Origin of the sequence: Streptomyces sp. NPDC005408, from assembly GCF_040606445.1 — a bacterium.
Taxonomy (GTDB): domain Bacteria; phylum Actinomycetota; class Actinomycetes; order Streptomycetales; family Streptomycetaceae; genus Streptomyces.
The window spans coordinates 190,448-214,728 of the sequence record NZ_JBEXEX010000003.1 but is presented as its reverse complement, the minus strand read 5'-3'; the positions used below and the strand labels follow the sequence as shown (position 1 = coordinate 214,728).

Sequence of the window (24,281 nt, the reverse complement as noted above, 5' to 3'; positions counted from 1 at the left end):
ATTACTGCTTACCGCAGTTCGAGGCCAGCTTCTGCTCCTCCTCCGAGAGGGTGGGGCCCGGAGTGGGAGTAGGTGCGGACGGCTTGGTCTTTGCGTTCTGGGTGGTGGGCTTGCCGGTGGTGCCACCGGCCTCGCCCTCGCCCGGCGGCGGCGTGCTCGCCCGGTCGGCCGCGTCGCGGCGCTGCTCGTCCTTCTTGCAGGCCGAGGCCTGCACAGCGAGCTCGTCGACCTTCGCCTTGGCCTTGCTGAGGCTGTCGGCGGTGATCGTCGCCTCGACCTGCTTGCGCTGGTAGGGCGGGAGGTACTTGAGTTCGATCTCGGGGTGGTCCTTCTCGACGTCCGAGAGCGACACCCAGGCCAGATCCTGGCTGATGCCCTGGAAGAGCGCGACGTGCTCGTCCTGGGAGCCGACGTAGTACTGGGTCTGCGTCCAGCGGTAGCCGCCGTACAGACCGCCGCCGACGACCGCCAGCGCGAGCACGATGTAGAAGCTTCTCTTCAGCCACTTGCGGCCGCCGCGCGGCTTGATGAAGTCCTCGTCGGTGTACGCCCCGAAGCTGCCCTCGGGCGGCATCCCGCCGTATCCCATGCCGTCGCCGCTGCCAGGCGGGCCGAAGCCGCCGCCGGCCTGCTGCGGGGGTACGGGACGGCCGAGGCCCGCAGCGCGGCCCGCCGGGGTCTGCATGGCGCCGCCGTCGTTCAGCTGGAGCTGGTTCTCGGCGACCGCGCCGACGACGACCGGGGTGTCGTTGAGCTGCCCGGCCAGGGTGTCGTTGGAGTCGGTGTCGAGGACGTCAGCCACGATGCACGTGATGTTGTCCGGGCCGCCGCCGCGCAGCGCGAGCTGGATCAGGTCCTGGACCGTCTCCTGCGGGCCCTGGTAGCTGGCGAGCGTCTCCTCCATCGTCTGGTGGGAGACCACGCCGGACAGGCCGTCGGAGCAGATCAGATAGCGGTCGCCGGCACGGACCTCGCGGATGGAGAGGTCGGGCTCGACATGGTCGCCGCTGCCCAGTGCGCGCATCAGCAGGGAGCGCTGCGGGTGGGTGGTGGCTTCCTCTTCGGTGATCCGGCCCTCGTCGACGAGGCGCTGCACCCAGGTGTGGTCCTGGGTGATCTGGGTCAGCACGCCGTCGCGCAGGAGATAGGCGCGGGAGTCGCCGACGTGTACGAGGCCCAGGCGCTGGCCGGTCCAGAGCAGGGCGGTGAGCGTGGTGCCCATGCCTTCGAGCTGGGGGTCCTCCTCGACCATCAGCCGCAGCTGGTCATTGGCGCGCTGTACGGCACTGCCGAGCGAGGTGAGGATGTCCGAGCCGGGCACGTCGTCGTCGAGGGTGACGAGCGTGGAGATGACCTCCGACGAGGCGACCTCGCCGGCGGCCTGGCCGCCCATGCCGTCGGCGATGGCCAGAAGGCGGGGACCGGCATAGCCGGAGTCCTCGTTGCCCTCCCGGATCATGCCCTTGTGAGATCCGGCGGCGAAACGCAGAGACAGACTCATGCGCACCTCGCCCGTCGGCTCGGGGTACAGCCGGTCTCGAGCCACACTGCCCACCCTCCGGTCGGGAGCCCGCCCCGGTCCGCTGTCGGGACCGCCGCGGCTCGCTCGCTCCGCTCGCTCATTGTCGTACTACTTCCGCAGCTCGATGACGGTCTTGCCGATGCGGATCGGCGCTCCCAGCGGAATCGGTGTCGGGGTGGTGAGTCGGGTCCGGTCGAGATATGTGCCGTTGGTGGACCCGAGATCCTCGACGATCCACTGGCCGTCACGGTCCGGGTAGATCCTGGCATGCCTGCTGGATGCGTAGTCGTCGTCCAGCACGATCGTGGAATCGTGCGCACGGCCCAGGGTGATCGTCTGGCCCTGCAGCGCCACCGTGGTTCCGGTGAGCGTGCCTTCGGAGACGACCAGTTTGGTCGGCGCACCGCGTCGCTGGCGGCCGCTCGCCTGCTGCCGCTGCTGCGGAGGCGCGGCATTCTGGCGTGCCTGCTGGGGACGCGCGTCGGCGTTGCGGCGTGAGCCGCGCTGCGTGACGCGCGTACCGAACAGGTCGCTGCGGATGACCTGAACGGCCACAATAACGAACAGCCACAGAACGGCCAGGAAACCTAGCCGCATGACCGTCAGGGTCAGCTCTGACATTGCCCCCGCTTCACCCTTCGGCTTGCCGGTAAACGATGGTGGTGCTGCCCACGACGATCCGCGAGCCGTCGCGGAGCGTAGCGCGGGTGGTGTGCTGCCCGTCTACCACGATGCCGTTGGTAGACCCGAGATCCTGGATCGTCGGGGGCGTTCCGGTCCGGATCTCACAGTGCCGGCGCGATACGCCGGGGTCGTCGATCCGCACATCGGCGTCGGTGCTGCGACCCAGCACCAGCGTCGGGCGGGAGATCTGATGGCGGGTGCCGTTGATCTCGATCCAACGTCGTACTTGAGTGCTCGGCATCGGGCCTGGGCCTGGGCCGGGTGCCGGACGGCGGTCCGCGACGGGCGCGGGGCCGGGTCGGCCGACGCCCGGAGGGGGCGCGGCCGGCATGGGAGGTGCTCCGACGGGCGGGTAGCCGTAGCCGCCGCGGGCGCCGCCCTGAGGGGCGGCGGCGTGGCCGGGACCGGCGGGTGCCCGCTCGGGCGACTGTGACGTACTCGACGCGAGGGTGCGGCTGCGCACCCGGTACAGACCGGTGTCGAGGTCGTCCGCCTTCTCCAGATGGACCTTGATGGGCCCCATGAAGGTGTAGCGCTGCTGCTTGGCGTAGTCGCGCACGAGCCCGGACAGTTCGTCGCCGAGCTGGCCGGAGTACGGGCTCAGGCGCTCGAAGTCGGGCGCGCTGAGCTCCACGATGAAGTCGTTGGGGACGACCGTCCGCTCGCGGTTCCAGATCGTCGCGTTGTTGTCGCACTCGCGCTGGAGTGCGCCCGCGATCTCGACAGGCTGGACCTCGGACTTGAACACCTTGGCGAAGGTGCCGTTGACCAGACCTTCGAGTCGCTGCTCGAACTTCTTCAGGACTCCCATGAGGCACCTCCTCCGTCGTTGCCGTCCTGGTACTGCTTACTGATCGTATCCACGCGTAGGGAAATCGGCTGGTTCCCCTTGTCTGCCCCGTCGATGAGTGTCACCTCTCACACGGATCGTAGAGGCGGCCTCCTGACAGTGTCCCGCACCCGGGGTGCTCCAAGGAGGAGCGGGGGCGGCCGCCTTCCGTTCCCTGTTCCCCAGCACCGTCCGCGAAACAATCGGATGTGAATCCACCCTGTGCAGCGTGCTAATCTTCTGGATGTCGCCAGGCGCTCACACCCAACAGGTGGGGCAGGCGGCAACACCCAATGCGCGGGTGGCGGAATAGGCAGACGCGCTGGATTCAGGTTCCAGTGCCCGAAAGGGCGTGGGGGTTCAACTCCCCCCTCGCGCACAGATCAGAAGCCCCGTAGGTCATCGACCTACGGGGCTTCTGCGTTGCCGGAGTCACATCGGGATCTGAGTCACATGGCGCCTGGGTCACGTCGGCGCCTGGGTCACATCGGGCGGGCTGCCGGATGTGGGATGTGCGACTGTGCGACGTTCGTCGCTTCCGGGCGAGACGAAAGTGAGCCGTGGGCGGCGGGCCAGGCTGCTTAGGTTGCGGATGTGGACGCTTCATCGAGGATCCGGGCGGGCTGGAGATGGCTGGCGGCGCCCGAGCTGTGGTCGAGGCGGCGCACCGCCGGCGAGCTTGTGCTCGCTCTGGTGCTCGGCCTCATGGCCGCCGGGACCGAGGAGCTGGTCGGCAGTGAGGGCCTGAGGCTGCTCGTCGTCGGTGTGTCGGCCGCGCTGCTGTCCCTGCTGCGGCGCCGGATGCCGACACCGGTGCTGGCGCTGACCGGGGCTCTGGCGCCGCTCATGAGCGGCTTCGCGCCGCTGCTGATGGTCGTGGGGTGGTCGGCGGGGCGCAGGATCGTGGGCGCCGGGCGGGCGCTGGCCGCGTTCACCGCCGCGTACGTCCTCTTTATCGGCACCACGCTCCTGGACACCTGGTCGCAGCAGGCGCCGATGACGGAGGTGCTGCTCGCCACTCTGTACTTCCTGGCGACGATGGTCGTGCCGGGCCTTGCCAGCCGGTACTGGACGCAGCGCCGGACCCTGCTGCACGCCCTGCAGGAGCGCAACGCCCAGCTGCTGCGGGAGCGGGCCATGGTTGCCGGGCAGGCGAGGCTCCGTGAGCGGCAGCGGATCGCCCAGGACATGCACGACAGCCTCGGCCACCAGCTGGCGCTGATCTCCGTGCACACCGGGGCGCTCGAGGTGGATCCCGAGCTGACACCGCGGCAGCGGGAGGCGGTAGGCGTGCTGCGGGAGGCTTCGGTGACCGCGATGCATGAGCTGCGTGAGGTCGTCGGGATTCTTCGGGACGGGGTCGAGGGGCCGCCGGTGGACGAGTCGGGTCGTGCCGCGCGTGGGACGGCCGGTATCGCGGGGCTCGTCGAGGCGGCGCGTACTGCGGGCAACGCCGTGGACCTTCGGTGCGCGGGCGAGGCGCGGCCCCTTGCGGCCGCGGCCGACCACGCCGCGTACCGCATCGTGCAGGAGGCGCTGACCAATGCGTACAAGCACGCGCCTGGTGCAGCGATAGGCGTGGAGTTGAGATACGAGCCGGACTCGTTCGTCGTCGAGATCGTCAGCGGGGCCGCGGTGGCGCCGGCGGCGGGCGAAGTGGTCAGTGGCGGGCAGGGGCTGACGGGACTGCGCGAGCGGGCGCGGCTGGTCGGCGGCATCGTGCACGCGGGTTCGGCGGACGGCGGAGGTTTCCGGGTGGCGGGGGTGCTGCCGTACGGAGTCGTGGAGGCGGCGCCGTTCGTCGCGACGGAGGACGACTTCCGCCAGCAGTCGCCGAAGGCCGCGCTCGGGAACGGTGGTCCGGTCATGGACTGGACTGTTTCGGAGCGGGAGCTGGCGATGGGTGGACAGAACAGAAGCCGGGGCGGCGGTCTTGCGCTGGGCTGCGGGATATCTCTGGCGGCACTGCTGGTGCTGGGGGCGGCGGGTGTCTTCGGGTTGTTCTTCCTGGTGGGCTCGATGAGCGAGGGAATGATCGAGCCGTCCGAGTACGAGCGCGTGGAGGTCGGGGCCGCGGAGGACGAGGTGCGCGACCGGCTGCCCAGCGGCGACACGATCACCACGGCCGGTCTGAGCGGCAAAGGCCCTGTGGAGCCTGCGGGCTCCGAGTGCATGGTGCTGATGTCCTCGGAGGTGGGAGACAGCATCGACACCGAGCCGGTGTTCCGGTTCTGCTTCAAGGGCGGCAAGCTGATCGAGAAGAAGTCCTACGAGGTCAGCCGATAGCAGGAGTTGGCCGAGTGGGTGCCGCTGGTTGTGGGGGGTGCAGTGACCGAGTCGCCGATCCGGGTCGTCATCGCTGATGACGAGCCGCTCATCAGGGCCGGGATACGGATGATCCTCACCTCCGACCGCGGGATCGAGGTCGTGGCGGAGGCGGCGAACGGACGCGAGGCCGTCGAACTGGCGCGTTCACACAACGCCGATGTGGTGCTCCTCGACATCCAGATGCCGGTGATGGACGGGCTCACGGCGCTGGGAGAGCTGCGCAGGGCAGTACCGGCGGCGCGGGTGATCGTGCTGACGACCTTCGGCGAGCGCGGGAACGTACTGAGGGCGCTGGAGCACGGTGGCGCGGGGTTTCTGCTGAAGGACACGGCGCCCGCGGAGCTGATCCGGGCGGTGAGGGCGGCGGCCGCGGGGGATGCCTATCTCTCGCCCGGAGCGACCCGGCATGTGGTGGACCAGCTCGCCTCGGGGCGGGCGGCGGCGCGTGGCGAGCAGGCGCGGGCGCGGGTGGCCCAGCTGAGCGGTCGCGAGCGGGAGGTGCTTGCACTGCTCGGCGAAGGGCTGTCCAATGCGGACGCCGGGCGGCGGCTGCATATGAGCGAGGCCACGGTGAAAACGTATGTGAGCCGGATCCTGGCGAAGCTGGCGTGCGAGAACCGGGTGCAGGCGGCGCTGCTGGCACGGGATGCGGGGCTGGACGCGGGGTGGTGAGCGTCTGGCGGCGTGGTGCGGTCCCGCACGGGCGGAGGCCGTGCGGAGCGGTGTGAGGTGCAGGGCGTCAGCCTGGCGTCTCGGGGGCGGTGGCGGGGTGGGCCGTCGTTTCACGTGGAACATCCACGTTGCCTGTTTCACGTGAAACGCCCGCGGGGTGGACCCTGCGCGGGCGTTCGCGTGCGCTGTACGTGGCGTGAGCGGTCAGCTTGCGAGGCGTGCGGCCAGGTCCTTGCCCTTCTCGGCGGCCTCGTCCAGCGCCTTCGTCCGGGAGGCGTCGGCGAGCGGGATCAGTTCCGCCATCTCCGGCCTGGAGCGGGCCAGCGTCAGCTCAGGAACGATGAAGTCGACCTCGGCGCCGAGCATTCCGGTCAGCACCTTTGTCGGACCGGCTGACCGAGCTGGGGGCGGCCGGGCTGGTTGTGCGGGAGGTCGACGAAGGGCCGCCGCTGAGGGTCGCGTACAGGCTGACCGAAGCCGGGGCGGCGATGGAGACCGCGCTCAAGGAGCTGGCGCTGTGGGCCGAAACGCATCTCGCGAAGGGCGAGTCGGGCGGCACCTGCCAGCGCGCGCTTCCACTGGGACTACGCGCGCTTCCGCGGGTCTGGGGCCCGAGGCCCGAGGGGCTAACTGGAGGCTTCTCCAGCCGAGTTGTAGCGCCGGAGATACGCGGCGAAGCGGGCGAGATCCTCGGTCGGCCAGTCGGCGAGGCGCTCCTGGTAGGCGGCGCGGCGGCTCGCGTGCGTGGAGGAGAGCAGTTCGGTTCCGGCCGCCGTGGGGTGCAGGACCTGGACGCGATGGTCGTCCGGGTCGGGGCGACGCTCGACAAGGCCGAGCTTTTCGAGCGCTGAGACCTGTCTGCTGACGGTTGACTTGTCGAGCATGTAATGGGCCGCGAGGTCGGTCGCACGGCAGCCCTGGCGGCCGTCGATGTGCGACAGCAATGTGTAGGAGACCAGCGGCAGTTCGGGGTGGAGACGGGCGGCCGCGGCGCGGGCTCGGCGGGCGAAAGCGGTGAGTTCACGCTCGATGGTGTCGACGGACTCGTCACGTGTGGCTGACATGGGTCGCCTCCTCGATGTCCAGTTGCATAGTACAACGTTTGGGGGATCGGGGAGCTCTGTGAGTGCGGGTGCTTGATCTTCGCAGGCAGTGGAGTTGCCGAACGTTATCCACAGGGGGAGACGACTGTCGGGGAGCGGCGGTACGGTCGTTGGCAGTTGATGTTGAAGGTGTACCTGTACGACGACGGGGGAGGCAGCGCGCCATGGGCGAGGCTGAGACGGTGATGCCGGTGCAGCGGGCGGAGTTCCAGGGAGTGGGCGCCGGCGCGTACGGGAGTGCGGCAGGGGTTGGAGCTGCTGGAACCGCGGCAGGGGCTGGGAGCGAGGCCGGAGCGGAGGCCGCGGGCCGCGAGCGTATTCCGGTGGTGCCCGGCTTCGCACGGCATCCGAGGCAGAGGGCGGCCGGTGCTCCCGATGGCGCCAGGTCGCCGAAGGAGGCGGGAAAGGCGCTGCGGGACAAGATTCCGCGGGCGTCGCACGACTCGCTCGCGCTTCCGGTGGGGCGGCCCGACGCGGTCCGGGCCGTCGAGGAGTCCAGCCGCGGCCGGGTGCCGGAGCTGACTCCGATACGGGTGGGCCGGATGGCCGCCTCGCCGTTCGCCTTTCTGCGCGGCTCGGCCGGGCTGATGGCCCATGACCTGGTGGGCACTCCGGTCACCGGGGTGAGCGCGCAACTCTGCGGCGATGCGCACGCGGCGAACTTCGGCCTGTACGGCGATGCTCGCGGCCGTCTCGTCATCGACCTCAACGATTTCGACGAGACCGTTGTCGGCCCGTGGGAGTGGGACCTCAAGCGGCTCGCCGCCTCGCTGGTGCTGGCTGGGCGTGTGGTGGGCGCGGACGAAACCGTCTGCCGGGCGGCCGCTTTCGACGCCGTGGGCGCGTACCGGCGCACGATGCGGCTGCTGGCCAGGCTGCCCGCGCTGGACGCGTGGAACGCCATCGCGGACGAGGAGCTGGTCTCCCACACGGACGCGCGGGATCTGCTCGGCACGCTGGAGCGGGTCTCGGAGAAGGCCCGCAACAACACGAGCGCGCGGTTCGCCGCCAAGGCGACCGAGGAGAGCGACGACGGAGGACGGCGCTTCGTGGATGCGACGCCGGTGCTGCGGCGGGTGCCCGACGCGGAGGCGGCGGCTGTCGCCTCGTCGCTGGAGGAGTATCTGCGCACGGTGTCGGAGGACCGGCTGCCGCTGCTCGCCCGGTACTCGATCCATGACGTGGCGTTCCGGGTGGTCGGTACCGGCAGCGTCGGTACCCGGTCGTATGTGGTGCTGCTGCTCGACCACCGCGGTGATGCGCTGGTGCTGCAGGTGAAGGAGGCGCGGGCCTCGGCCCTTCTTCCGCATCTGACGGCCGCTGGGTTCCCGGTGGCGGACGTGGGCCACGAGGGCCGCCGGGTGGTGCTCGGCCAGAAGCGCATGCAGGTGGTCAGCGACATTCTGCTCGGCTGGACGACAGTCGACGGACGGCCGTTCCAGGTAAGGCAGTTCAGGAACCGCAAGGGCAGCGTGGACCCGGCGGCCCTCGCGCCCGACCAGCTCGACGACTACGGACGGATGACCGGCGCCCTGCTGGCCCGGGCCCACGCGCACAGCGCCGACCCTCGGCTGCTCGCCGGATACTGCGGAAAGAACGAAGAGCTGGACGAGGCTGTGGCCGGCTTCGCCGTGGTCTACGCGGACCGTACGGAGGCGGACCACGCGGATCTGCTGTCGGCGATCAAGAGCGGGCGGATAGCCGCTGAGCTGGGGGTGTGACAGGGCGCTCGACCGCGCCCGTAGGCTGGGCGGGTGACCGAGGATGCCCCCGGGGGCCCGACGACCCGGAACGACGAAGAGCAGGACGCGCAGACGCGGCCCGAGGCCCGGCTGGAGAAGGCGGTGCGCGCGGCCGAGCAGGCGCTGATCGAGTTCGAGATCGCGCTGGAGACGTTCCGGGTGGAGGTCGAGAACTTCTCCCGGCTGCACCACCAGAAGCTCGGCCCGATGTACGCGCGCCTCGATGAGCTGGACGCCCAGATCGCCGAGGCCACGGCCGCCCGGACCGGCGACCCGGAGGATCTGCGCAAGGCGCAGGAGGCGCGGGCGATGGTGATGCCGATGCCCGGCGTCGACGAGCTGTTCCACGACTGGATGGACTCCGACGGCCTCTCCCCCGAGGCCGCCGCGATGCTCACCGACCAGCCTGTGCGGGTGCCGAAGCGCGTGCGGCCGAGCGAGGAGGCGCGCAAGCTCTACCGCGAGCTGGCCCGCAAGGCGCATCCGGACCTGGCACAGGACGAGGAGGAGCGGACGCGGCGCGACGAGTTCATCACCCGTGTGAACGCTGCGTACGCGCTCGGCGACGTGGCGTTGCTGCAGGAGCTGGCCACCGAGTGGGAGGCCGGGCCCGTACCCGCCGAGCAGCCGCTGAGCGAGAGCGAGGAGCTCTACGCCCGGCTTGAGTGGCTGTCGCAGCGCAAAGAGCTGCTCAACGCGGTCGCCAAAGAGCTGGAGGAGAGCGCGATCGGCGCGATGCTGCGGATGGCGCCCGATGACCCGGACCACCTGCTGGAGGAGATCGCCGAGCAACTGCTCGCGCAGGTCGCCGAGCGTGAGGCTGAACTGTCCAAACTGGTGCAGTAGGACTGGTGCAGTAGGTTTCCTGAGGTTCGCGTACGTACGAGAGAAGGCATGACCCATGAACTTCGCACCGCTGCCCTCGGTCGATGCCGCGGCGGTACCGTCCGACGGCCTTGTGCTGGACGTCCGGGAGAACGACGAATGGGCGGCCGGGCATGTCGAAGGCGCACTGCATGTGCCGATGAGCGACTTCGTCGCCCGCTTCGGTGAGGTGACCGAGGCCGTGGCCGACAAGGGCCGCGCTTATGTGATGTGCCGGGTCGGCGGGCGGTCGGCGCAGGTCACCCAGTATCTGGTGCAGCAGGGCATCGACGCGGTGAACGTCGAGGGCGGCATGCTCGCCTGGGACGGCGCCGGGCGTCCGATGGTCACCGACAGCGGCAGCTCGGCGTTCGTTCTCTGAGCTTCTAGCCGAGGGGGTGGGCGGCCAGCAGGTCGCCGAGAGCCTCCTCATGGGCCGCCGCCGGGCCGAGCGAGAGCTCGATCTGCTTGGCCCAGGCGTGATACCGGTGCAGCGGGTAGTCGGTGTCCGCGCCGAAGCCGCCGTGCAGATGCTGGGCGGTCTGCACGACACGGCGTACGCCCTCCGAGGCCCAGATCTTCGCCACCGCCACATCGCCGGACACCGGCAGCGGGCCACCGACTCCCGCACTCCCCCGCACCGGACCCAGCCGCCAGGCCGCCTGCCAGAGGGTCGCTTCCATCGCGCGCAGATCGATATAACGGTCGGCGGCCTGGACGGCGACGGCCTGGAATGTCGCGACCGGGAAGCCGAACTGCTCGCGCTTTCCGGTGTATTCGCTGGTCATCGAGAGAACGCCCTCACCCAGCCCGAGCGCCAGCGCGCAGGTTCCGGTCGCCAGGAGTTGGCGCAGCCACTCCCAGGCGCCCTCGGCATCGATCAGCTCGCGGCTCCCGATCCGTACGGAATCGAGGCTGACCTCGGCGAAACGCTCGCCGCTGGTGGAGATCTGCTCGGCGAGAGCGAGGCCTTCCCGGTCCCGGGGGATCAGGGCGACCACGGCCCGGCCGTCATCGGTGTGGGCAGGCACCGCAATGCGGTCCGCGGACTGGGCCCATGGCACGCCCGTCTGTACGCCGTCGAGCACCCAGCCGCCTCCGTGCTCGTCCCCCTGCCCGGCGTCCCGGCGGGCGGCGACGGCGAGCTCGGCGGGGTCGTGGCCGGTGCGGCCATTGGCTCCGACGGTGAGGACCAGTTCACCGCGGCCGACCCGGGGGAGGATCTCGTCGCTCAACTCGGCGCTGCCATAACGCTCCACGGCCATGGCGACCGCGCTCGTCTCCAGCAGTGGCACCCGGGCAAGCACCTTCGCGGACTCGCGCAGGACCAGGCAGAGCGCGATGGGGTCGAGGCCCGCCCCGCCGTGCTCTGGGGAGAGGACCAGGCTCAGCAGATCCCCGCCCGCGAGCTTGGCCCACAGCGGCCGGTCGAACTCCTCGGCCACCGCGCCCGGGGTGAGCGCGGGGCTCGGCACTCCGTCGGGCGCGACGCCCGAGAAGACCGCCTTCGCCGCCTCGACGGCCGCCTGCTGCTCCTCGGTGAAGGTGAAGTCCACTGCCCTGTCCTCCCACGCACCGGTGCTGCCTCGTCCATATCTGACGGACCGTCAAGATAGACCGTTAAGATAGAACACGTTCTTGAAAAAGAACACAGGCATTGGGAGGGATCGAGTAGGCGCGCGCACGGCGCGCCCCCGGCTCAGCGGTCGAAGTCCAACTCCACTTCCGGCGTGGCCGGATGGGACTGGCAAGCCAGCACATAGCCCGCTTCGGTCTCCTCGTCCTCCAGTGCGAAGTTGCGGTCCATCCGCACCTCGCCCGAGACCAGGAACGCCCTGCACGTGCCGCAGACGCCGCCCTTGCACGCGTACGGCGCGTCCGCGCGGCTGCGCAGCACCGTCTCGAGCAGCGACTCCCCTTCCCGGACGGGCCACTTGCCGGACCGGCCGTCGAGGGTCGCGGTCAGCTCGGCATGGGCCGGCGCCGTCGCCGGGGCCTGGCTGGGCCCGGAGCCGTCGTCGACGTGGAAGATCTCCTCGTGGATACGGCTCCGGCCGACCCCGAGCCCGCGCAGCGCGCGCTCGGCGCCCTGGACCAGGCCGAACGGGCCGCACAGGAACCAGCCGTCCACGTCCGCCACCGGAAGCAGGGCCGGCAGCAGCCCGGTCAGCCGCTCCTGGTCCAGCCGTCCGGACGGCAGCCCCGACTGCTGCTCCTCCCGGGAGAGCACGGTGACCAGCTGCAGACGGTCGGGGAAGCGGTCCTTGAGGTCGGCGACCTCGTCCAGGAACATCGTCGAGGCCGCGGTGCGGTCGCTCCGTATCAGACAGAACCGCGCCTCCGGCTCGCTCGCCAGCAGCGTCGCCGCCATCGAGAGCACCGGGGTGATGCCGCTTCCGCCGACGATCGCCGCGAAGTAACCGGGGCGGGGGGCGAGGAGGAAGCGGCCCATCGGAGGCATGACCTCGACGGTGTCGCCGACAGCGAGTTCCTTGAGCGCGAACGTCGAGAACTCGCCGCCGTCTACCAGCCGGATGCCCACACGCAGCATCGGATCAGCGTTCGCCAGGGGGGCCGGGGCGCAGATCGAGTACGTACGGCGGATCTCCTCGCCCTGCACCAGCCGGCGCAGGGCCAGATGCTGGCCGGGGGTGTGACGGAAGGTCTCGCGAAGCTCGGGCGGCACCTGGAAGGTGACGGACACCGAGTCGTCCGTGAGCTGTTCGACCTCGCTGACCCGGAGCGGATGGAACATCTACAACTCCTTGAAGTGGTCGAATGGTTCGCGGCAGCTGACGCAGCGGCGCAGGGCCTTGCAGGCGGTGGAGGAGAACCTGCTCAGCAGTTCGGTGTCGGTGGAGCCGCAGTGCGGGCAGCGCACGGAGAGCGTGAGCGCCACCGGCTCCTGGGCAGCGTGCGGGCGGGGCGGGGCTATGCCGAACTCGGCGAGCTTGCGCCGCCCTTCCGCGCTGATGTCGTCCGTCGACCAGGCCGGGGAGAGAACCTTGACGACCGAGACGTCCGGAATTCCGTGGTCGTGCAGGACCTGCTCTATGTCCGAGGTCATGGCCTCGATCGCCGGGCAGCCGGTGTAGGTCGGGGTCAGTTCCACCTCGACCCTGCCGGGCCCGAGGATCTGAAGCCCGCGCAGCACACCGAGCTCCTCCAGCGTCAGCACCGGCAGCTCAGGGTCCGGCACGGAGCCGGCGAGCCTGCGCAGCTCCTCCTCGAGGCGCGTACCGGGCACCGTCCCGCGCCCGGCTTCAGCCGTGTCGGCCGCGCCCGTGACGCCGGCGGCTTCGGTTGCCTCGGCGGTTTCGGAGGCTTCGGTCACGTCGGTCACCATGACGCCCCCGGGTGGCTGCGGTGCAGATGCTGCATCTCGGCCAGCATCCGCCCGAAGGACTCGGTGTGCAGGCCCTGGCGGCCCGCGCCCGCGGCCCAGCCGCCGGACCGCGGCCCGTCGGGCACGGTCAGCGTCGACCGCTCCAGGACAGCGGTGACGCACTCCAGCCAACTGGTCTGCAGTGCCTGCCAGTCGACGTCCAGCCCTTCGACCGGCTGGAACATCTCGCCGGTGAACCGCCACAGTGCGTCGCAGGCGCGCTGCATCCGCTCATGGCTCTCGGCCGTGCCGTCGCCGAGCCGCGCGGTCCAGTGCTCGGCGTGGTCCTGGTGGTACGCGACCTCCTTGACCGCCTTCGCCGCGAGCCCGGCGAACTCGCTGTCGCGGGCCGCCAGCTGCCCGTACAGCAGGTGCTGGTAGACGGAGAAGTAGAGCTGGCGGGCGATGGTGTGCGCGAAGTCGCCGTTCGGCTGCTCGACCAGCTGAAGATTGCGGAAGGCCCGCTCCTCGCGCAGATAGGCGAGCTCGTCCTCGTCGCCGACGAGGGAGAGCAGCACCCGCGCCTGACCCAGCAGGTCCAGGGCGATATTGGCGAGGGCGACCTCCTCCTCCAGGACGGGCGCGTGGCCCGCCCACTCCCCCAGTCGGTGCGAGAGCACCAGAGCGTCGTCGCCGAGGGCGAGTGCTGCGGCGTTCACCGTGGTGGTCACAGGTGCTTCACCCCTTCCGGGATCTCGTAGAAGGTCGGGTGCCGGTATGGCTTGTCGCCCGCCGGCTCGAAGAACGAGTCCTTCTCGTCGGGCGAGGACGCGGTGATCGCGGTGGACGGCACCACCCAGATCGACACGCCTTCGTTCCGGCGGGTGTACAGATCGCGGGCGTTGCGCAGGGCCATCTCCGCGTCCGGGGCGTGCAGGCTTCCCGCGTGGGTGTGGGAGAGCCCGCGGCGTGAGCGGACGAAGACCTCCCACAGCGGCCAGTCTGTCGAGCTGCTCATGCCGTCGCCTCCCCGGGCTTCACGTGCTGTGCTTCGTGCTTGGTGGCGTATGCCGCGGCCGCTTCCCGGACCCAGGCACCCTCTTCGTGTGCCGTGCGCCGCTGCGAAATCCGCTGTTCGTTGCAGGGCCCGTTGCCCTTGAGGACTTCCTGGAACTCCGACCAGTCGATCGCGCCGAAGTCGTGGTGGCCCCGCTCCTCGTTCCACCGAAGGTCGGGGTCCGGGAGGGCGAGCCCCAGGGATTCGGCCTGCGGGACGCAGATGTCCACGAAGCGCTGGCGCAACTCGTCGTTGGAGTGCCGCTTGATCTTCCACGCCATGGACTGCGCGGAGTGCGACGACTCGTCGTCCGGCGGGCCGAACATCATCAGCGAGGGCCACCACCAGCGGTTCACCGCGTCCTGCGCCATCTCGTGCTGGGCGGCCGTGCCCCTGGAGAGGGCGAGCAGCAGCTCGTAACCCTGGCGCTGGTGGAAGGACTCCTCCTTGCAGATCCGGACCATCGCCCGGGCGTAGGGGCCGTACGAGCAGCGGCACAGCGGCACCTGGTTGGTGATCGCGGCGCCGTCCACCAGCCAGCCGATCGCACCCACATCGGCCCAGGTCAGCGTCGGGTAGTTGAAGATCGAGGAGTACCTCTGGCGGCCTGCGTGGAGCTTGTCGAGCAGCTCCTCGCGGCTGGTGCCCAGGGTCTCGGCGGCGCTGTACAGATAAAGACCGTGGCCGGCTTCGTCCTGGACCTTGGCGATCAGAATCGCCTTTCGCCGCAGCGAGGGCGCCCGGGTGATCCAGTTCGCCTCGGGCTGCATGCCGATGATCTCGGAGTGGGCGTGCTGCGCCATCTGGCGCACCAGCGTCGCCCGATAGGCGTCCGGCATCCAGTCGCGCGGCTCGATGCGCTCGTCGGCGGCTACGGCGGCGTCGAAAACCGCCTCGTACGTATCCGCAGTCACTGCCGTCATCCGGGCCCCCTACCGACCGATCGTTCGGTTCATTGACTTCAATGGTGAGTCGACGGCCCGTAGGGTGTCAACCCTGTGGATAACTGAGGTGGACCGATGGGGATCGGGGCGGGATGGACTCCTACGAGGACGAGGACGTCAAAGGCGCCGGGGGCTTGAGCTCCGAGGCGCCGGCCGGCCACGGTCCCGAGCCCGTTCCCGCGGCCCGGCGGGAGGCGGCCACCGGGCCCGAATCCGCCGTGGTGCCCGAGCCTGATTCCCTCGCCCACCCATATCTGCACCAGTTCCCGCCGGTCCAGCCCGCCGCCGGCCCCGGCCCCGCCCCCGCCCGCGGCATCGCGGCGCTCTCCCTCCCATACCAAGTGGCGGCCGCCGTCTCGCTCGCGATCATCGCCGCGCTCGCCTGCGTCCACCTGGCCATGGTTTTTCTGCACGTCGCGCCCCCCAACACGGTGACCAAGGAGCACGGCGAGGCGGTCGACGGCTGGATCTATCCCGAGTTCGAGCAGAACTGGAAGCTCTTCGCCCCGAACCCGCTCCAGCAGAACGTCGACGTACAGGTGAAGGTCGAGTACACGACCACCGACGGGAGCCGCAAGAACACCGACTGGATCGACCTCACCGCCGATGACGGCGATGCGATACGCGGCAATCCCCTCCCCAGCCATGTCCAGCAGAACGAGCTGCGCCGGGCCTGGGACCTCTATGTGAACTCCCACGACAACGAGAACCGCGGGAACGGCCTGCGCGGCCGGCTCTCCGAGAGCTATGTCCGCCGCATCGTGATGATGCGGGTCGACAAGCGCGACCTGGGCGGCCGTGTCGAGCGCATACAGCTCAGGTCGTCGACCCGCTCGGTGAAGGCCCCGGCGTGGAGCGACGAGAAAATCGACACCCGCCCGGCCTACCGGGTGTTGCCCTGGTGGACGGTCACCGCCGCGGATCTGCCCGGGGGAGTCACCAACGGTCGTACGGAGGCGGGCCAGTGAGCGACACTCCCGACCGCAGGGCCGCCCGCGCTGTCCAGCGCATCACCTCCACGGCACTCGGCCCGTATCAGAGCGCCATCGTCCGGATCGGCTTCGCCGCCACCTGGCTGCTCTTCCTGCTGCGCGAGTTCCCCAACCGCCATGAGATGTATGGGCCCAACGGCCCATGGAGCTGGGACATGGCGCAGCAGCTCATAGCGGGCAATGACGCCTTCACCGCGCTGATGTGGTCGGACAACACCCTCTGGTTTGAGCTCGTGTACGGCCTGGCCGTGCTCTCCAGCGCGCTGCTGATGCTCGGCTGGCGCACCCGCACCATGTCTGTGCTCTTCATGATCGGCGTGCTCTCGCTGCAGAATCGCTCCATCTTCGTGGGCGACGGCGGCGACAACGTCATCCACCTGATGGCGATCTATCTGGTCCTGACGCGCTGCGGCCAGGTCTGGTCCCTGGACGCGCGGCGCGCGGAGCGGGCCGTTCCGGATGTACGGGGCGTGCCGCCGCGTGACCGGGTCGGCACCGCGCTCTGGGCGGTCCTGGGATTCGCCCTGGTCATCGCCACCTTCCTGAACCAGACCGGCTGGTTCGTCCTGCTCCTTCTCTGGGTGCTCTGGGTGGGGCAGGGCCTGTGGTGGATGGTCGGCCGGTACGCGCCGAACAGTGAACCGCGCACCCTCCTGGACGTCCTCGCCAACCTCGCGCACAACGCCGCGCTCGTCGTGATCATGGCCGAGGTGTGTCTGATCTACGCCACGGCCGGCTGGTACAAGATCCAGGGCTCGCGCTGGCAGGACGGCACCGCGCTCTACTACCCGCTCAAACTCGACTACTTCACGCCCTGGCCGGCCCTCTCGGACCTCCTCGCCTCCGGCGGCGTGATGGTGATGGTGCTGACGTACGGCACGGTGATCGTGCAGGTCGCCTTCCCCTTCACGCTCTTCAACCGGCGCGTCAAGAACGTCCTGCTCGTGGCCATGATGATGGAGCACGCAGCCATCGCCGTGCTGCTCGGGCTGCCGTTCTTCTCGCTCGCGATGATCGCCGCCGACGCCGTATTCCTGCCGACCACCTTCCTGGTCCGGCTCGGCGGGTGGGCGGCGCGGGGCCGGGACCGGCTGCTCTCGCGGAGCGACGCGGTGGGGGCGCAGCAGCGGCGGGGGAGCCAGGACCAGCCCCGTACGCTCGTCGGGTGAGCACCACCGAAGAACCGACTCAGTACGACGACGGCTACGGCACGGCCGAGGTCGGCGTCGGGCCGCATCCCCTGCCGTGGCCGCAGGACGAGCGGTACGACCCCGAGCTGCTGGCCGAGGGAGACCGGCGCAACGTGGTCGACCAGTACCGGTACTGGACGCGCGAGGCGATCGTCGCCGACCTGGACACACGGCGACACGGGTTTCATGTGGCCGTGGAGAACTGGGGGCACGACTTCAACATCGGGTCCGTGGTGCGCACCGCCAACGCCTTCCTGGCGAAGGAGATCCACATCGTGGGCCGGCGGCGCTGGAACCGGCGCGGGGCCATGGTCACCGACCGCTACCAGCATGTGCGCCACCACCCGGACACGGCTTCTCTGACCGCGTGGGCGGCCGCGGAGAACCTGCCGATCATCGGGATCGACAATCTGCCGGGGGCGGTACCCCTGGAGCGGACCGAGCTGCCGCGCCGGTGCGTGCTGCTCTTCGGCCAGGAGGGGCCCGGACTGACCGAGGAGGCGCGCAAGCACGCGACGATGGTCTGCTCCATCGCGCAGTTCGGCTCGACGCGCTCGATCAACGCCGGCGCGGCGGCGGCGATCGCGATGCATGCCTGGGTGCAGCGGTACGCGGAGATCCAGGCCCCGTAGCGGATCGCCGAGGGCTCCTATGAGCCCCGGGGAAGATCGTTGTCCTTGGGTCTCCGGAAGACCTTGAACCGAGGCTCCCGCAGAGCCGTGACCCCTGCGGGGCCGTGACCCGTACGTCCCACGGGTCACGGCCTGTCCGGGCCTCAGGACTGGCGGCGGACCTCCACCACCCGGAAGCGGTTGGAGACGAACGCGCCGTCACACAGCGCCGCGTTCGCCGCCGGGTTGCCGCCCGAGCCGTGGAAGTCGGAGAACGCCGCCGTCTGGTTGACGTACACCCCGCCTGTCAGGTTCAGGGACAGCTGCGCCGACTCGTCCAGGCAGACGTCCTCGATCGCGCGCTCGGTCTCTTCCGACGTCGTGTACGCGCCGACCGTCATCGCGCCCTTCTCGCGGACCGTGCGCCGCAGCAGCTCCAGCGCGTCGGCCGTCGAGTCCACGGCGACCGCGAAGGACACCGGGCCGAAGCACTCCGACAGGAACACGGCCTCCGGGTCGGTTCCCTCCCAGAGCTTCCGCGCGCCGTCGAGCTTGACGATGACCGGCGTACGGACGACCGCGTCCGGGAACTCCGGGTTGGCGATCTTCCGCGAGGGCAGAGCCACCTCGCCCAGTCCGGCCGCCGCGTCCAGGCGTGCCTTCACATCGGGGTTGACCAGCGCGCCCAGCAGGGCGTTCGCCCGGGCGTCGTCGCCGAGCAGGCCGCCCACGGAGGCCGCGAGGTCGGTGACCACCTCGTCGTAGGACTTGGGTCCGGCGTCCGTGGTGATGCCGTCCCTCGGGATCAGGAAGTTCTGCGGCGTGGTGCACATCTGGCCGCTGTACAGGGACAGCGAGAAGGCCAGGTTGGACAGCATCCCCTTGTAGTTGTTGGTGGAGTCGACAACGACGGTGTTGACGCCGGCCTTCTCGGTGTAGACCTGCGCCTGGCGGGCGTTCGCCTCCAGCCAGTCACCGAAGGCGGTGGACCCCGTGTAGTCGATGATCTTGATCTCGGGGCGGACGGCCAGGATTTTGGCGATGCCCTCGCCCGGTCGCTCCGCGGCCAGAGCGACGAGATTCGGATCGAAGCCCGCCTCGGCGAGCACCTCGCGGGCCACCCGCACCGTGAGCGCGAGAGGCAGCACCGCGCGGGGGTGCGGCTTGACCAGTACGGGATTGCCGGTGGCCAGGGACGCGAACAGCCCCGGGTAGCCGTTCCACGTGGGGAAGGTGTTGCAGCCGATCAGCAGGGAGATGCCGCGGCCCGCCGTGGTGAAGGTCTTCTTCAGCTCCAGGGGGTCGCGCTTGCCCTGCGGCTTGGACCAGTCGGCTGCGGCGGGGGTGCGGACCTGCTCCTCGTAGGCGTACGCCACGGCCTCCAGGCCGCGGTCCTGGGCGTGCGGGCCGCCCGCCTGGAACGCCATCATGAAAGCCTGCCCGCTGGTGTGCATCACCGCGTGCGCGAACTCATGGGTGCGGGCATTGATCCGCGCCAGGATCTCCAGACAGACCAGGGCACGGGTCTCGGGCCCGGCCTCGCGCCAGGCGGCCATGCCCGCGCGCATCGCGGGCAGCAGGACGTCCAGGTCCGGGTGGGGGTATTCGATACCCAACTCCGGGCCGTACGGCGAGACTTCGCCGCCGGTCCAGCCGTCCGTGCCCGGCTGGTCCAGCTCGAAGCGGGTGTTGTGCAGGGCCTCGAACGCCGCAACGCCGTCGGCCGGCGCGCTCTCCCCGTACGCCTTGGGGTGCTCGGCGTGCGGGGACCAGTAGGCGCGGGTGCGGATCGCCTCGAGGGCCTGGTCGAGCGTGGGCCGGTGGGTCTCGGTCAGCTGCATGAAGGACCAACTCCTCGTCGAGCTGGGCAGGGAAGGAATGACAGAGTTAGAGTAACCGAACGATCGGTCGGTACAAGGGGGCCTGTCGAACCTGTGGACAACTCATCGGGGAGGATCGCTCCCATGACCGCCATCGATCAGAGCCGGACAGTCGCCGTGGTCGGCACCGGCACCATGGGGCAGGGCATTGCGCAGGTCGCCCTCGTCGCAGGCCACCCCGTGCGTCTTTACGACGCCGTCCCCGGGCGGGCGGGCGAGGCGGCGGACGCCATCGGCGCGCGCCTCGACCGGCTGGTCGAGAAGGGCCGTATGGACGCGGCCGCCAGGGACGCCGCCCGCGCCAGGCTGCACCCCGCTGCGGAACCGGCCGAGCTGGCCGACGCCGCGCTCGTCGTCGAGGCGATCGTCGAACTACTCCCGGTGAAGCAGGAACTGTTCACGGCGCTCGAAGAGATAGTCGCCGACGACTGTCTGCTCGCCACCAACACCTCATCGCTCTCGGTGACCGCCGTCGCGGGAGCGCTCAGGAACCCTGGCCGCTTCGTCGGCCTGCACTTCTTCAATCCGGCGCCGCTGCTCCCGCTGGTCGAGGTCGTCAGCGGCTTCGCCACCGAGGACGCGGCCGCCACGCGCGCGTACGAGACGGCGAAGGCCTGGGGCAAGACGCCGGTCCGCTGCACCGACACCCCCGGTTTCATCGTCAACCGCATCGCCCGGCCCTTCTACGCGGAGGCCTTTGCGGTCTACGAGGAGCGCGGCTCCGACCCGGCCACCATCGACGCGGTGCTGCGTGAGTGCGGCGGCTTCCGGATGGGGCCCTTCGAGCTGACCGACCTGATCGGCCAGGACGTCAACGAGGCCGTGACCCGGTCGGTCTGGGAGTCCTTCTTCCGGAGCCCCAAGTTCACCCCGTCGCTCGCCCAGCGCCGACTGGTCGAGTCGGGCCTGCACGGGCGCAAGAGCGGGCACGGCTGGTACTCGTACGAGGAAGGCGCCGTACGCCCCGAGCCGCATACCGCACCGGCCACCGAGCCGCCGTCCCACATCACCGTGGAGGGCGGCCTCGGACCCGCCGGGGAGCTGCTCGGGCTGTTCCGGGAGGCGGGCATCACCGTCCACGAGGCGGACGAGGACCGGGGCACCAGGATTGTGCTGCCGAGCGGCGGACAGCTGGTGCTGGCCGACGGACAGACCTCGGCCGAGTTCCGCGATGTCGTCTACTTCGACCTGGCGCTCGACTACCGGGCCGCGACCCGGATCGCGCTCTCCGCCTCCGAGGTCACCGGTTGGGAGACGCTCAGGCAGTCGATCGGCCTCTTCCAGGCCATCGGCAAGAAGGTCAGCGTCATCGGGGACGTGCCCGGGATGATCGTGGCCCGTACGGTCGCGATGCTCATGGATCTCGCCGCCGACGCCGTCGCGAAGGGGGTCGCCACCCCGGAGGACATCGACACCGCGATGCGGCTCGGCGTCAACTATCCGCTGGGGCCCGTCGAATGGGGCCGACGGCTCGGGCGCTCCTGGGCGCACGAGCTGCTGGACGAGCTCCACGCGCGCGTGCCCACCGGGCGCTACGCCCCTTCCCTGGGGCTCTACCGGCAGTCGTATGTCCGGCCGGAGAAGGACGAGGCAGGCACATGACCACGGCCAAGAGGGACACGTACACCCCGGAGACGCTGCTGACCGTCGCCGTCCGGATCTTCAACGAGCGCGGCTACGACGGCACCTCCATGGAGCACCTCTCCAAGGCGGCCGGCATCTCCAAGTCCTCGATCTACCACCATGTGGCAGGCAAGGAGGAGCTGCTGCGCCGGGCCGTCAGCCGGGCTCTCGACGCGCTCTTCGCCGTCCTGGACGAGCCGGGAGCGCTGCGCGGACGGGCCGTCGAGCGGGTCGAGTACGTCACCCGGCGCACCGTCGAGGTGCTGGTGGCCGAGCTGCCCTATGTGACGCTCCTGCTGCGCGTGCGGGGCAACACGAAGACCGAGCGGTGGGCCATGGAACGGCGCCGCGAGTTCGACCAGCGGGTCGCCGATCTGCTCAAGGCGGCCGCGGCTGACGGCGATCTCCGCGCCGACATGGACATACGGCTCGCGACCAGGCTGCTCTTCGGCATGGTGAACTCCCTGGTCGAGTGGTACCGCCCGCATCCGGGCAGCGGCTACGAGGGCGACGAGGTCGCCGAGACCGTCGTCAGACTCGCCTTCGACGGCCTGCGTACGGACTCCTAGAGATCCACGGCCGGGCTGCCGCGGGGCTCACTGCAGGGGCTCCACGTCCGGGGCTGGGCCGGAGGAGCCCGGCCCCGGGTCGAGATCGGTCTCCTCGAAGACCAGCAGCGTGCGGGTGGAGAGCACTTCCGGGATGGACTGGAGCCTGGTCAGGACGAGCTCGCGCAGGGTGCGGTTGTCGGGGGTGTGCACCAGCAGCAGTACGTCGAAATCACCGCTGACCAGAGCGATATGGGCGGCTCCGGGCAGCGCCTGCAGCTGCTCGCGCACCGTGCGCCAGGTGTTCTGCACGATCTTGAGCGTGATGTAGGCGGATGCTCCCTGACCTGCCCGCTCGTGGTTCACGCGGGCGCTGAAGCCGCGGATCACACCGTCGTCGATGAGCCTGTTGATGCGCGCGTACGCATTGGCGCGCGAAACATGCACACGTTCGGCCACGGAGCGTATCGAGGCGCGGCCGTCCGTCTGGAGGATGCGCAGGATGTCCCGGTCGATGGGGTCGAGGGGCCGGGCCGGAGGGGTCTGCTCCGTCCGGTCCCCGCCCTCGGCCATTTGTTCAGCTGCCATATCCCCCCGCCTTCCCAGCATGGACGACCTGTCTCCATCTCAGGCTGTGGAGAACCGTTTGTCCACAGGCTGAAGGTGCCTGTAGCCAAAATGCGTCCACGACCGAACAATCGGTAGGGAGGCGGGCCACATCGTCGTGCCGCCTCGTCGCCGCTCCCACGAGGAGGTGCTCGCGTTGAGAAAGAGCAGCATGACGGTCCAAGAGCTGCCCGGTGCCACGGCTGCCTACCGGCCCACCCCGCCCCCGGCGTGGAAGCCCCGCACCGACCCCGCACCCCTGCTCCCGGACCCGGAGCCGTACCGCGTGCTCGGCACGGACGCCGCAGCCGGTGCCGACCCCGAGCTGCTGCTGCGGCTGTACGCGGAGCTGGTGCGCGGCCGCAGGTACAACGCCCAGGCGACGGCCCTGACCAAGCAGGGCAGGCTCGCCGTCTACCCGTCGAGCACCGGGCAGGAGGCGTGCGAGGTCGCGGTGGCGCTGGCGCTCGATGAGCGGGACTGGCTCTTCCCCAGCTACCGCGACACCCTCGCGGCGGTGGCGCGCGGCCTCGACCCCGTGCAGGCTCTGACACTGCTGCGCGGCGACTGGCACACCGGATACGACCCGCGTGAGCACCGCATAGCGCCCCTGTGCACCCCGCTCGCCACCCAGCTGCCGCACGCCGTGGGACTGGCGCACGCGGCAAGGCTCAAGGGCGACGACGTCGTCGCCCTTGCCATGGTCGGCGACGGCGGCACCAGCGAGGGCGACTTCCACGAGGCGCTGAACTTCGCCGCGGTGTGGCAGGCCCCGGTCGTCTTCCTCGTCCAGAACAACGGCTTCGCGATCTCGGTGCCGCTGGCCAAGCAGACCGCAGCGCCCTCGCTCGCCCACAAGGCCGTGGGGTACGGCATGCCCGGCCGCCTCGTCGACGGGAACGACGCGGCCGCGGTGCACGAGGTGCTCACCGAGGCCGTGGCCCGTGCCAGGCGCGGCGGCGGTCCGACGCTGATCGAGGCCGTGACATACCGCATGGACGCCCACACGAACGCCGACGACGCGACCCGCTACCGGGTCGAGAGCGAGGTCGAGGCCTGGCGTGCGCACGATCCGATCAGGCTGCTGGAGCGGGAGTTGACCGAGCGAGGACTGCTCGACGAGGACGGCATACGGGCGGCTGCCGACGCGGCCGAGACGATGGCCGCACAGCTGCGCGAGGGGATGAACGCCGACCCGGTGCTCGACCCGATGGACCTGTTCGCGCATGTATACGCCGAGCAGACGAGCCAGTTGCGGGAGCAGGCGGCGCAGCTGCGGGCCGAGCTCGACGCCGAGGGAGAAGCACGATGACCACGGCTGCGGTGAAGCCCGCCTCGATGGCGCAGGCCCTTCAGCGGGCGATGCGGGACGCGATGGCCGAGGATCCGACCGTCCATGTGATGGGGGAGGACGTCGGCACGCTCGGCGGAGTCTTCCGGGTCACCGACGGGTTGGCCAAGGAGTTCGGCGAGGACCGCTGTACGGACACACCGCTCGCGGAGGCGGGCATCCTCGGCACGGCCGTCGGCATGGCGATGTACGGGCTGCGGCCGGTCGTCGAGATGCAGTTCGACGCCTTCGCCTACCCGGCGTTCGAGCAGCTGATCAGCCATGTCGCGCGGATGCGGAACCGCACCCGGGGCGGGATGCCGCTGCCGATCACCGTGCGCGTGCCGTACGGCGGCGGAATCGGCGGCGTGGAGCACCACAGCGACTCGTCCGAGGCGTACTACATGGCGACTCCGGGGCTCCACGTCGTC

At 70.2% G+C, this 24,281-nt stretch carries 23 protein-coding genes, 1 tRNA gene and 3 pseudogenes; 14 read left to right on the top strand and 13 right to left on the bottom strand.

Annotated features, from left to right (window positions below):
* Nucleotide 1: 1 nt before the first annotated feature.
* The 3 genes from ABZS64_RS04935 to ABZS64_RS04925 form a co-directional block, all read right to left on the bottom strand.
* The gene (locus tag ABZS64_RS04935; RefSeq protein ID WP_355823187.1) at nucleotides 2-1,501 is read right to left on the bottom strand and encodes a PP2C family serine/threonine-protein phosphatase; all 1,500 of its coding nucleotides are present in this window, start codon (nucleotides 1,499-1,501) and stop codon (nucleotides 2-4) included.
* 129 nt (nucleotides 1,502-1,630) lie between these two features.
* Entirely contained in the window at nucleotides 1,631-2,143 is a 513-nt protein-coding gene (locus ABZS64_RS04930; RefSeq protein ID WP_355823185.1) for an FHA domain-containing protein, read from the bottom strand.
* A 10-nt stretch (nucleotides 2,144-2,153) separates the two neighbouring features.
* Complete coding sequence (locus tag ABZS64_RS04925) at nucleotides 2,154-3,017, bottom strand: DUF3662 and FHA domain-containing protein (RefSeq protein ID WP_355823182.1); 864 nt, start codon at nucleotides 3,015-3,017, stop codon at nucleotides 2,154-2,156.
* Nucleotides 3,018-3,330: 313 nt separating this feature from the next.
* Between ABZS64_RS04925 and ABZS64_RS04920 the strand changes: the two genes are divergently transcribed.
* The 3 genes from ABZS64_RS04920 to ABZS64_RS04910 all read left to right on the top strand — a co-directional run bounded on the left by ABZS64_RS04920 (nucleotide 3,331) and on the right by ABZS64_RS04910 (nucleotide 6,035).
* A tRNA-Leu gene (locus tag ABZS64_RS04920) sits at nucleotides 3,331-3,414 on the top strand.
* A gap of 215 nt (nucleotides 3,415-3,629) precedes the next feature.
* The gene (locus ABZS64_RS04915; RefSeq protein ID WP_355823179.1) at nucleotides 3,630-5,321 is read left to right on the top strand and encodes a histidine kinase; all 1,692 of its coding nucleotides are present in this window, start codon (nucleotides 3,630-3,632) and stop codon (nucleotides 5,319-5,321) included.
* A 42-nt stretch (nucleotides 5,322-5,363) separates the two neighbouring features.
* Nucleotides 5,364-6,035, top strand: a complete 672-nt coding sequence (locus ABZS64_RS04910; RefSeq protein ID WP_355823176.1) for a response regulator transcription factor — start codon at nucleotides 5,364-5,366, stop codon at nucleotides 6,033-6,035.
* Nucleotides 6,036-6,239: 204 nt separating this feature from the next.
* On the opposite strand, the pseudogene ABZS64_RS04905 reads toward ABZS64_RS04910, so the two are convergent.
* A pseudogene (locus ABZS64_RS04905) lies at nucleotides 6,240-6,416 on the bottom strand (FMN-dependent NADH-azoreductase); the annotation flags it as partial.
* Between ABZS64_RS04905 and ABZS64_RS04900 the strand changes: the two are divergent.
* Nucleotides 6,416-6,580 (top strand): annotated as a pseudogene (locus ABZS64_RS04900) (winged helix-turn-helix transcriptional regulator); the annotation flags it as partial. The pseudogenes ABZS64_RS04905 and ABZS64_RS04900 sit on opposite strands and share 1 nt — an antisense overlap.
* 81 nt (nucleotides 6,581-6,661) lie before the next feature.
* Here the strand turns inward: ABZS64_RS04900 and ABZS64_RS04895 are convergent.
* Nucleotides 6,662-7,099: a MarR family winged helix-turn-helix transcriptional regulator gene (locus tag ABZS64_RS04895; protein ID WP_355823173.1), complete on the bottom strand. Its 438-nt coding sequence runs from the start codon at nucleotides 7,097-7,099 to the stop codon at nucleotides 6,662-6,664.
* Nucleotides 7,100-7,302: 203 nt separating this feature from the next.
* Here ABZS64_RS04895 and ABZS64_RS04890 point away from each other — a divergent pair, with 203 nt between their 5' ends.
* From ABZS64_RS04890 to ABZS64_RS04880, 3 genes are read left to right on the top strand one after another with little or no spacing between them, the layout of a single operon-like run.
* Entirely contained in the window at nucleotides 7,303-8,859 is a 1,557-nt protein-coding gene (locus ABZS64_RS04890) for a DUF2252 domain-containing protein (RefSeq protein ID WP_355823170.1), read from the top strand.
* 33 nt (nucleotides 8,860-8,892) lie between these two features.
* Nucleotides 8,893-9,726 (top strand): J domain-containing protein, encoded by an 834-nt coding sequence (locus tag ABZS64_RS04885; protein ID WP_355823167.1) that lies wholly within the window; start codon nucleotides 8,893-8,895, stop codon nucleotides 9,724-9,726.
* Nucleotides 9,727-9,781: 55 nt separating this feature from the next.
* Nucleotides 9,782-10,126: a rhodanese-like domain-containing protein gene (locus tag ABZS64_RS04880; protein WP_355823164.1), complete on the top strand. Its 345-nt coding sequence runs from the start codon at nucleotides 9,782-9,784 to the stop codon at nucleotides 10,124-10,126.
* Between the two features lie 4 nt (nucleotides 10,127-10,130).
* Here the strand turns inward: ABZS64_RS04880 and ABZS64_RS04875 are convergent, their stop codons facing one another.
* The 6 genes from ABZS64_RS04875 to paaA form a co-directional block, all read right to left on the bottom strand.
* Entirely contained in the window at nucleotides 10,131-11,300 is a 1,170-nt protein-coding gene (locus ABZS64_RS04875; RefSeq protein ID WP_355823162.1) for an acyl-CoA dehydrogenase family protein, read from the bottom strand.
* 143 nt (nucleotides 11,301-11,443) lie between these two features.
* Complete coding sequence (locus tag ABZS64_RS04870) at nucleotides 11,444-12,499, bottom strand: 2Fe-2S iron-sulfur cluster-binding protein (RefSeq protein ID WP_355823159.1); 1,056 nt, start codon at nucleotides 12,497-12,499, stop codon at nucleotides 11,444-11,446.
* Nucleotides 12,500-12,991: a 1,2-phenylacetyl-CoA epoxidase subunit PaaD gene (gene paaD / locus ABZS64_RS04865; protein WP_355823433.1), complete on the bottom strand. Its 492-nt coding sequence runs from the start codon at nucleotides 12,989-12,991 to the stop codon at nucleotides 12,500-12,502.
* 92 nt (nucleotides 12,992-13,083) lie between these two features.
* Nucleotides 13,084-13,800: a 1,2-phenylacetyl-CoA epoxidase subunit PaaC gene (paaC, locus tag ABZS64_RS04860; RefSeq protein WP_355823157.1), complete on the bottom strand. Its 717-nt coding sequence runs from the start codon at nucleotides 13,798-13,800 to the stop codon at nucleotides 13,084-13,086.
* The gene (gene paaB / locus ABZS64_RS04855) at nucleotides 13,797-14,087 is read right to left on the bottom strand and encodes a 1,2-phenylacetyl-CoA epoxidase subunit PaaB (protein ID WP_254372136.1); all 291 of its coding nucleotides are present in this window, start codon (nucleotides 14,085-14,087) and stop codon (nucleotides 13,797-13,799) included. The genes paaC and paaB overlap by 4 nt, the downstream gene beginning before the upstream one ends.
* On the bottom strand, nucleotides 14,084-15,049 hold the full coding sequence (gene paaA, locus ABZS64_RS04850; protein ID WP_355823153.1) for a 1,2-phenylacetyl-CoA epoxidase subunit PaaA: 966 nt from the start codon (nucleotides 15,047-15,049) through the stop codon (nucleotides 14,084-14,086). The genes paaB and paaA overlap by 4 nt, the downstream gene beginning before the upstream one ends.
* A gap of 113 nt (nucleotides 15,050-15,162) precedes the next feature.
* On the opposite strand from paaA, the gene ABZS64_RS04845 reads away from it, so the two are divergent.
* Genes ABZS64_RS04845 through ABZS64_RS04835 form a run of 3 tightly spaced genes read left to right on the top strand, consistent with a single transcriptional unit; the run spans nucleotide 15,163 to nucleotide 17,884 of the window.
* Nucleotides 15,163-16,038 (top strand): DUF5819 family protein, encoded by an 876-nt coding sequence (locus tag ABZS64_RS04845; RefSeq protein WP_355823150.1) that lies wholly within the window; start codon nucleotides 15,163-15,165, stop codon nucleotides 16,036-16,038.
* Entirely contained in the window at nucleotides 16,035-17,231 is a 1,197-nt protein-coding gene (locus ABZS64_RS04840) for an HTTM domain-containing protein (protein ID WP_355823147.1), read from the top strand. The genes ABZS64_RS04845 and ABZS64_RS04840 overlap by 4 nt, the downstream gene beginning before the upstream one ends.
* On the top strand, nucleotides 17,228-17,884 hold the full coding sequence (locus tag ABZS64_RS04835) for a TrmH family RNA methyltransferase (protein ID WP_355823144.1): 657 nt from the start codon (nucleotides 17,228-17,230) through the stop codon (nucleotides 17,882-17,884). Before ABZS64_RS04840 ends, ABZS64_RS04835 begins: the two co-directional genes overlap by 4 nt.
* Before the next feature lie 143 nt (nucleotides 17,885-18,027).
* Here ABZS64_RS04835 and paaN read toward each other — a convergent pair whose 3' ends face one another.
* Nucleotides 18,028-19,704 carry a phenylacetic acid degradation protein PaaN gene (paaN, locus tag ABZS64_RS04830; protein WP_355823142.1) on the bottom strand — a complete coding sequence of 559 codons (1,677 nt, stop codon included), beginning with the start codon at nucleotides 19,702-19,704 and terminating at the stop codon, nucleotides 18,028-18,030.
* Between the two features lie 123 nt (nucleotides 19,705-19,827).
* On the opposite strand from paaN, the gene ABZS64_RS04825 reads away from it, so the two are divergent.
* Nucleotides 19,828-21,345, top strand: a complete 1,518-nt coding sequence (locus ABZS64_RS04825; RefSeq protein WP_355823139.1) for a 3-hydroxyacyl-CoA dehydrogenase — start codon at nucleotides 19,828-19,830, stop codon at nucleotides 21,343-21,345.
* Nucleotides 21,342-21,935 carry a TetR/AcrR family transcriptional regulator gene (locus ABZS64_RS04820; RefSeq protein ID WP_355823137.1) on the top strand — a complete coding sequence of 198 codons (594 nt, stop codon included), beginning with the start codon at nucleotides 21,342-21,344 and terminating at the stop codon, nucleotides 21,933-21,935. Before ABZS64_RS04825 ends, ABZS64_RS04820 begins: the two co-directional genes overlap by 4 nt.
* Nucleotides 21,936-21,962: 27 nt before the next feature.
* On the opposite strand, the gene ABZS64_RS04815 is transcribed toward ABZS64_RS04820, so the two are convergent.
* The gene (locus ABZS64_RS04815; RefSeq protein WP_355823431.1) at nucleotides 21,963-22,487 is read right to left on the bottom strand and encodes an Lrp/AsnC family transcriptional regulator; all 525 of its coding nucleotides are present in this window, start codon (nucleotides 22,485-22,487) and stop codon (nucleotides 21,963-21,965) included.
* A gap of 205 nt (nucleotides 22,488-22,692) precedes the next feature.
* Here ABZS64_RS04815 and pdhA point away from each other — a divergent pair, with 205 nt between their 5' ends.
* Both pdhA and ABZS64_RS04805 read left to right on the top strand, forming a co-directional pair.
* Entirely contained in the window at nucleotides 22,693-23,832 is a 1,140-nt protein-coding gene (pdhA, locus tag ABZS64_RS04810) for a pyruvate dehydrogenase (acetyl-transferring) E1 component subunit alpha (protein WP_355823429.1), read from the top strand.
* Nucleotides 23,829-24,281 (top strand): annotated as a pseudogene (locus tag ABZS64_RS04805) (alpha-ketoacid dehydrogenase subunit beta); the annotation flags it as partial. The gene pdhA and the pseudogene ABZS64_RS04805, both read left to right, overlap by 4 nt.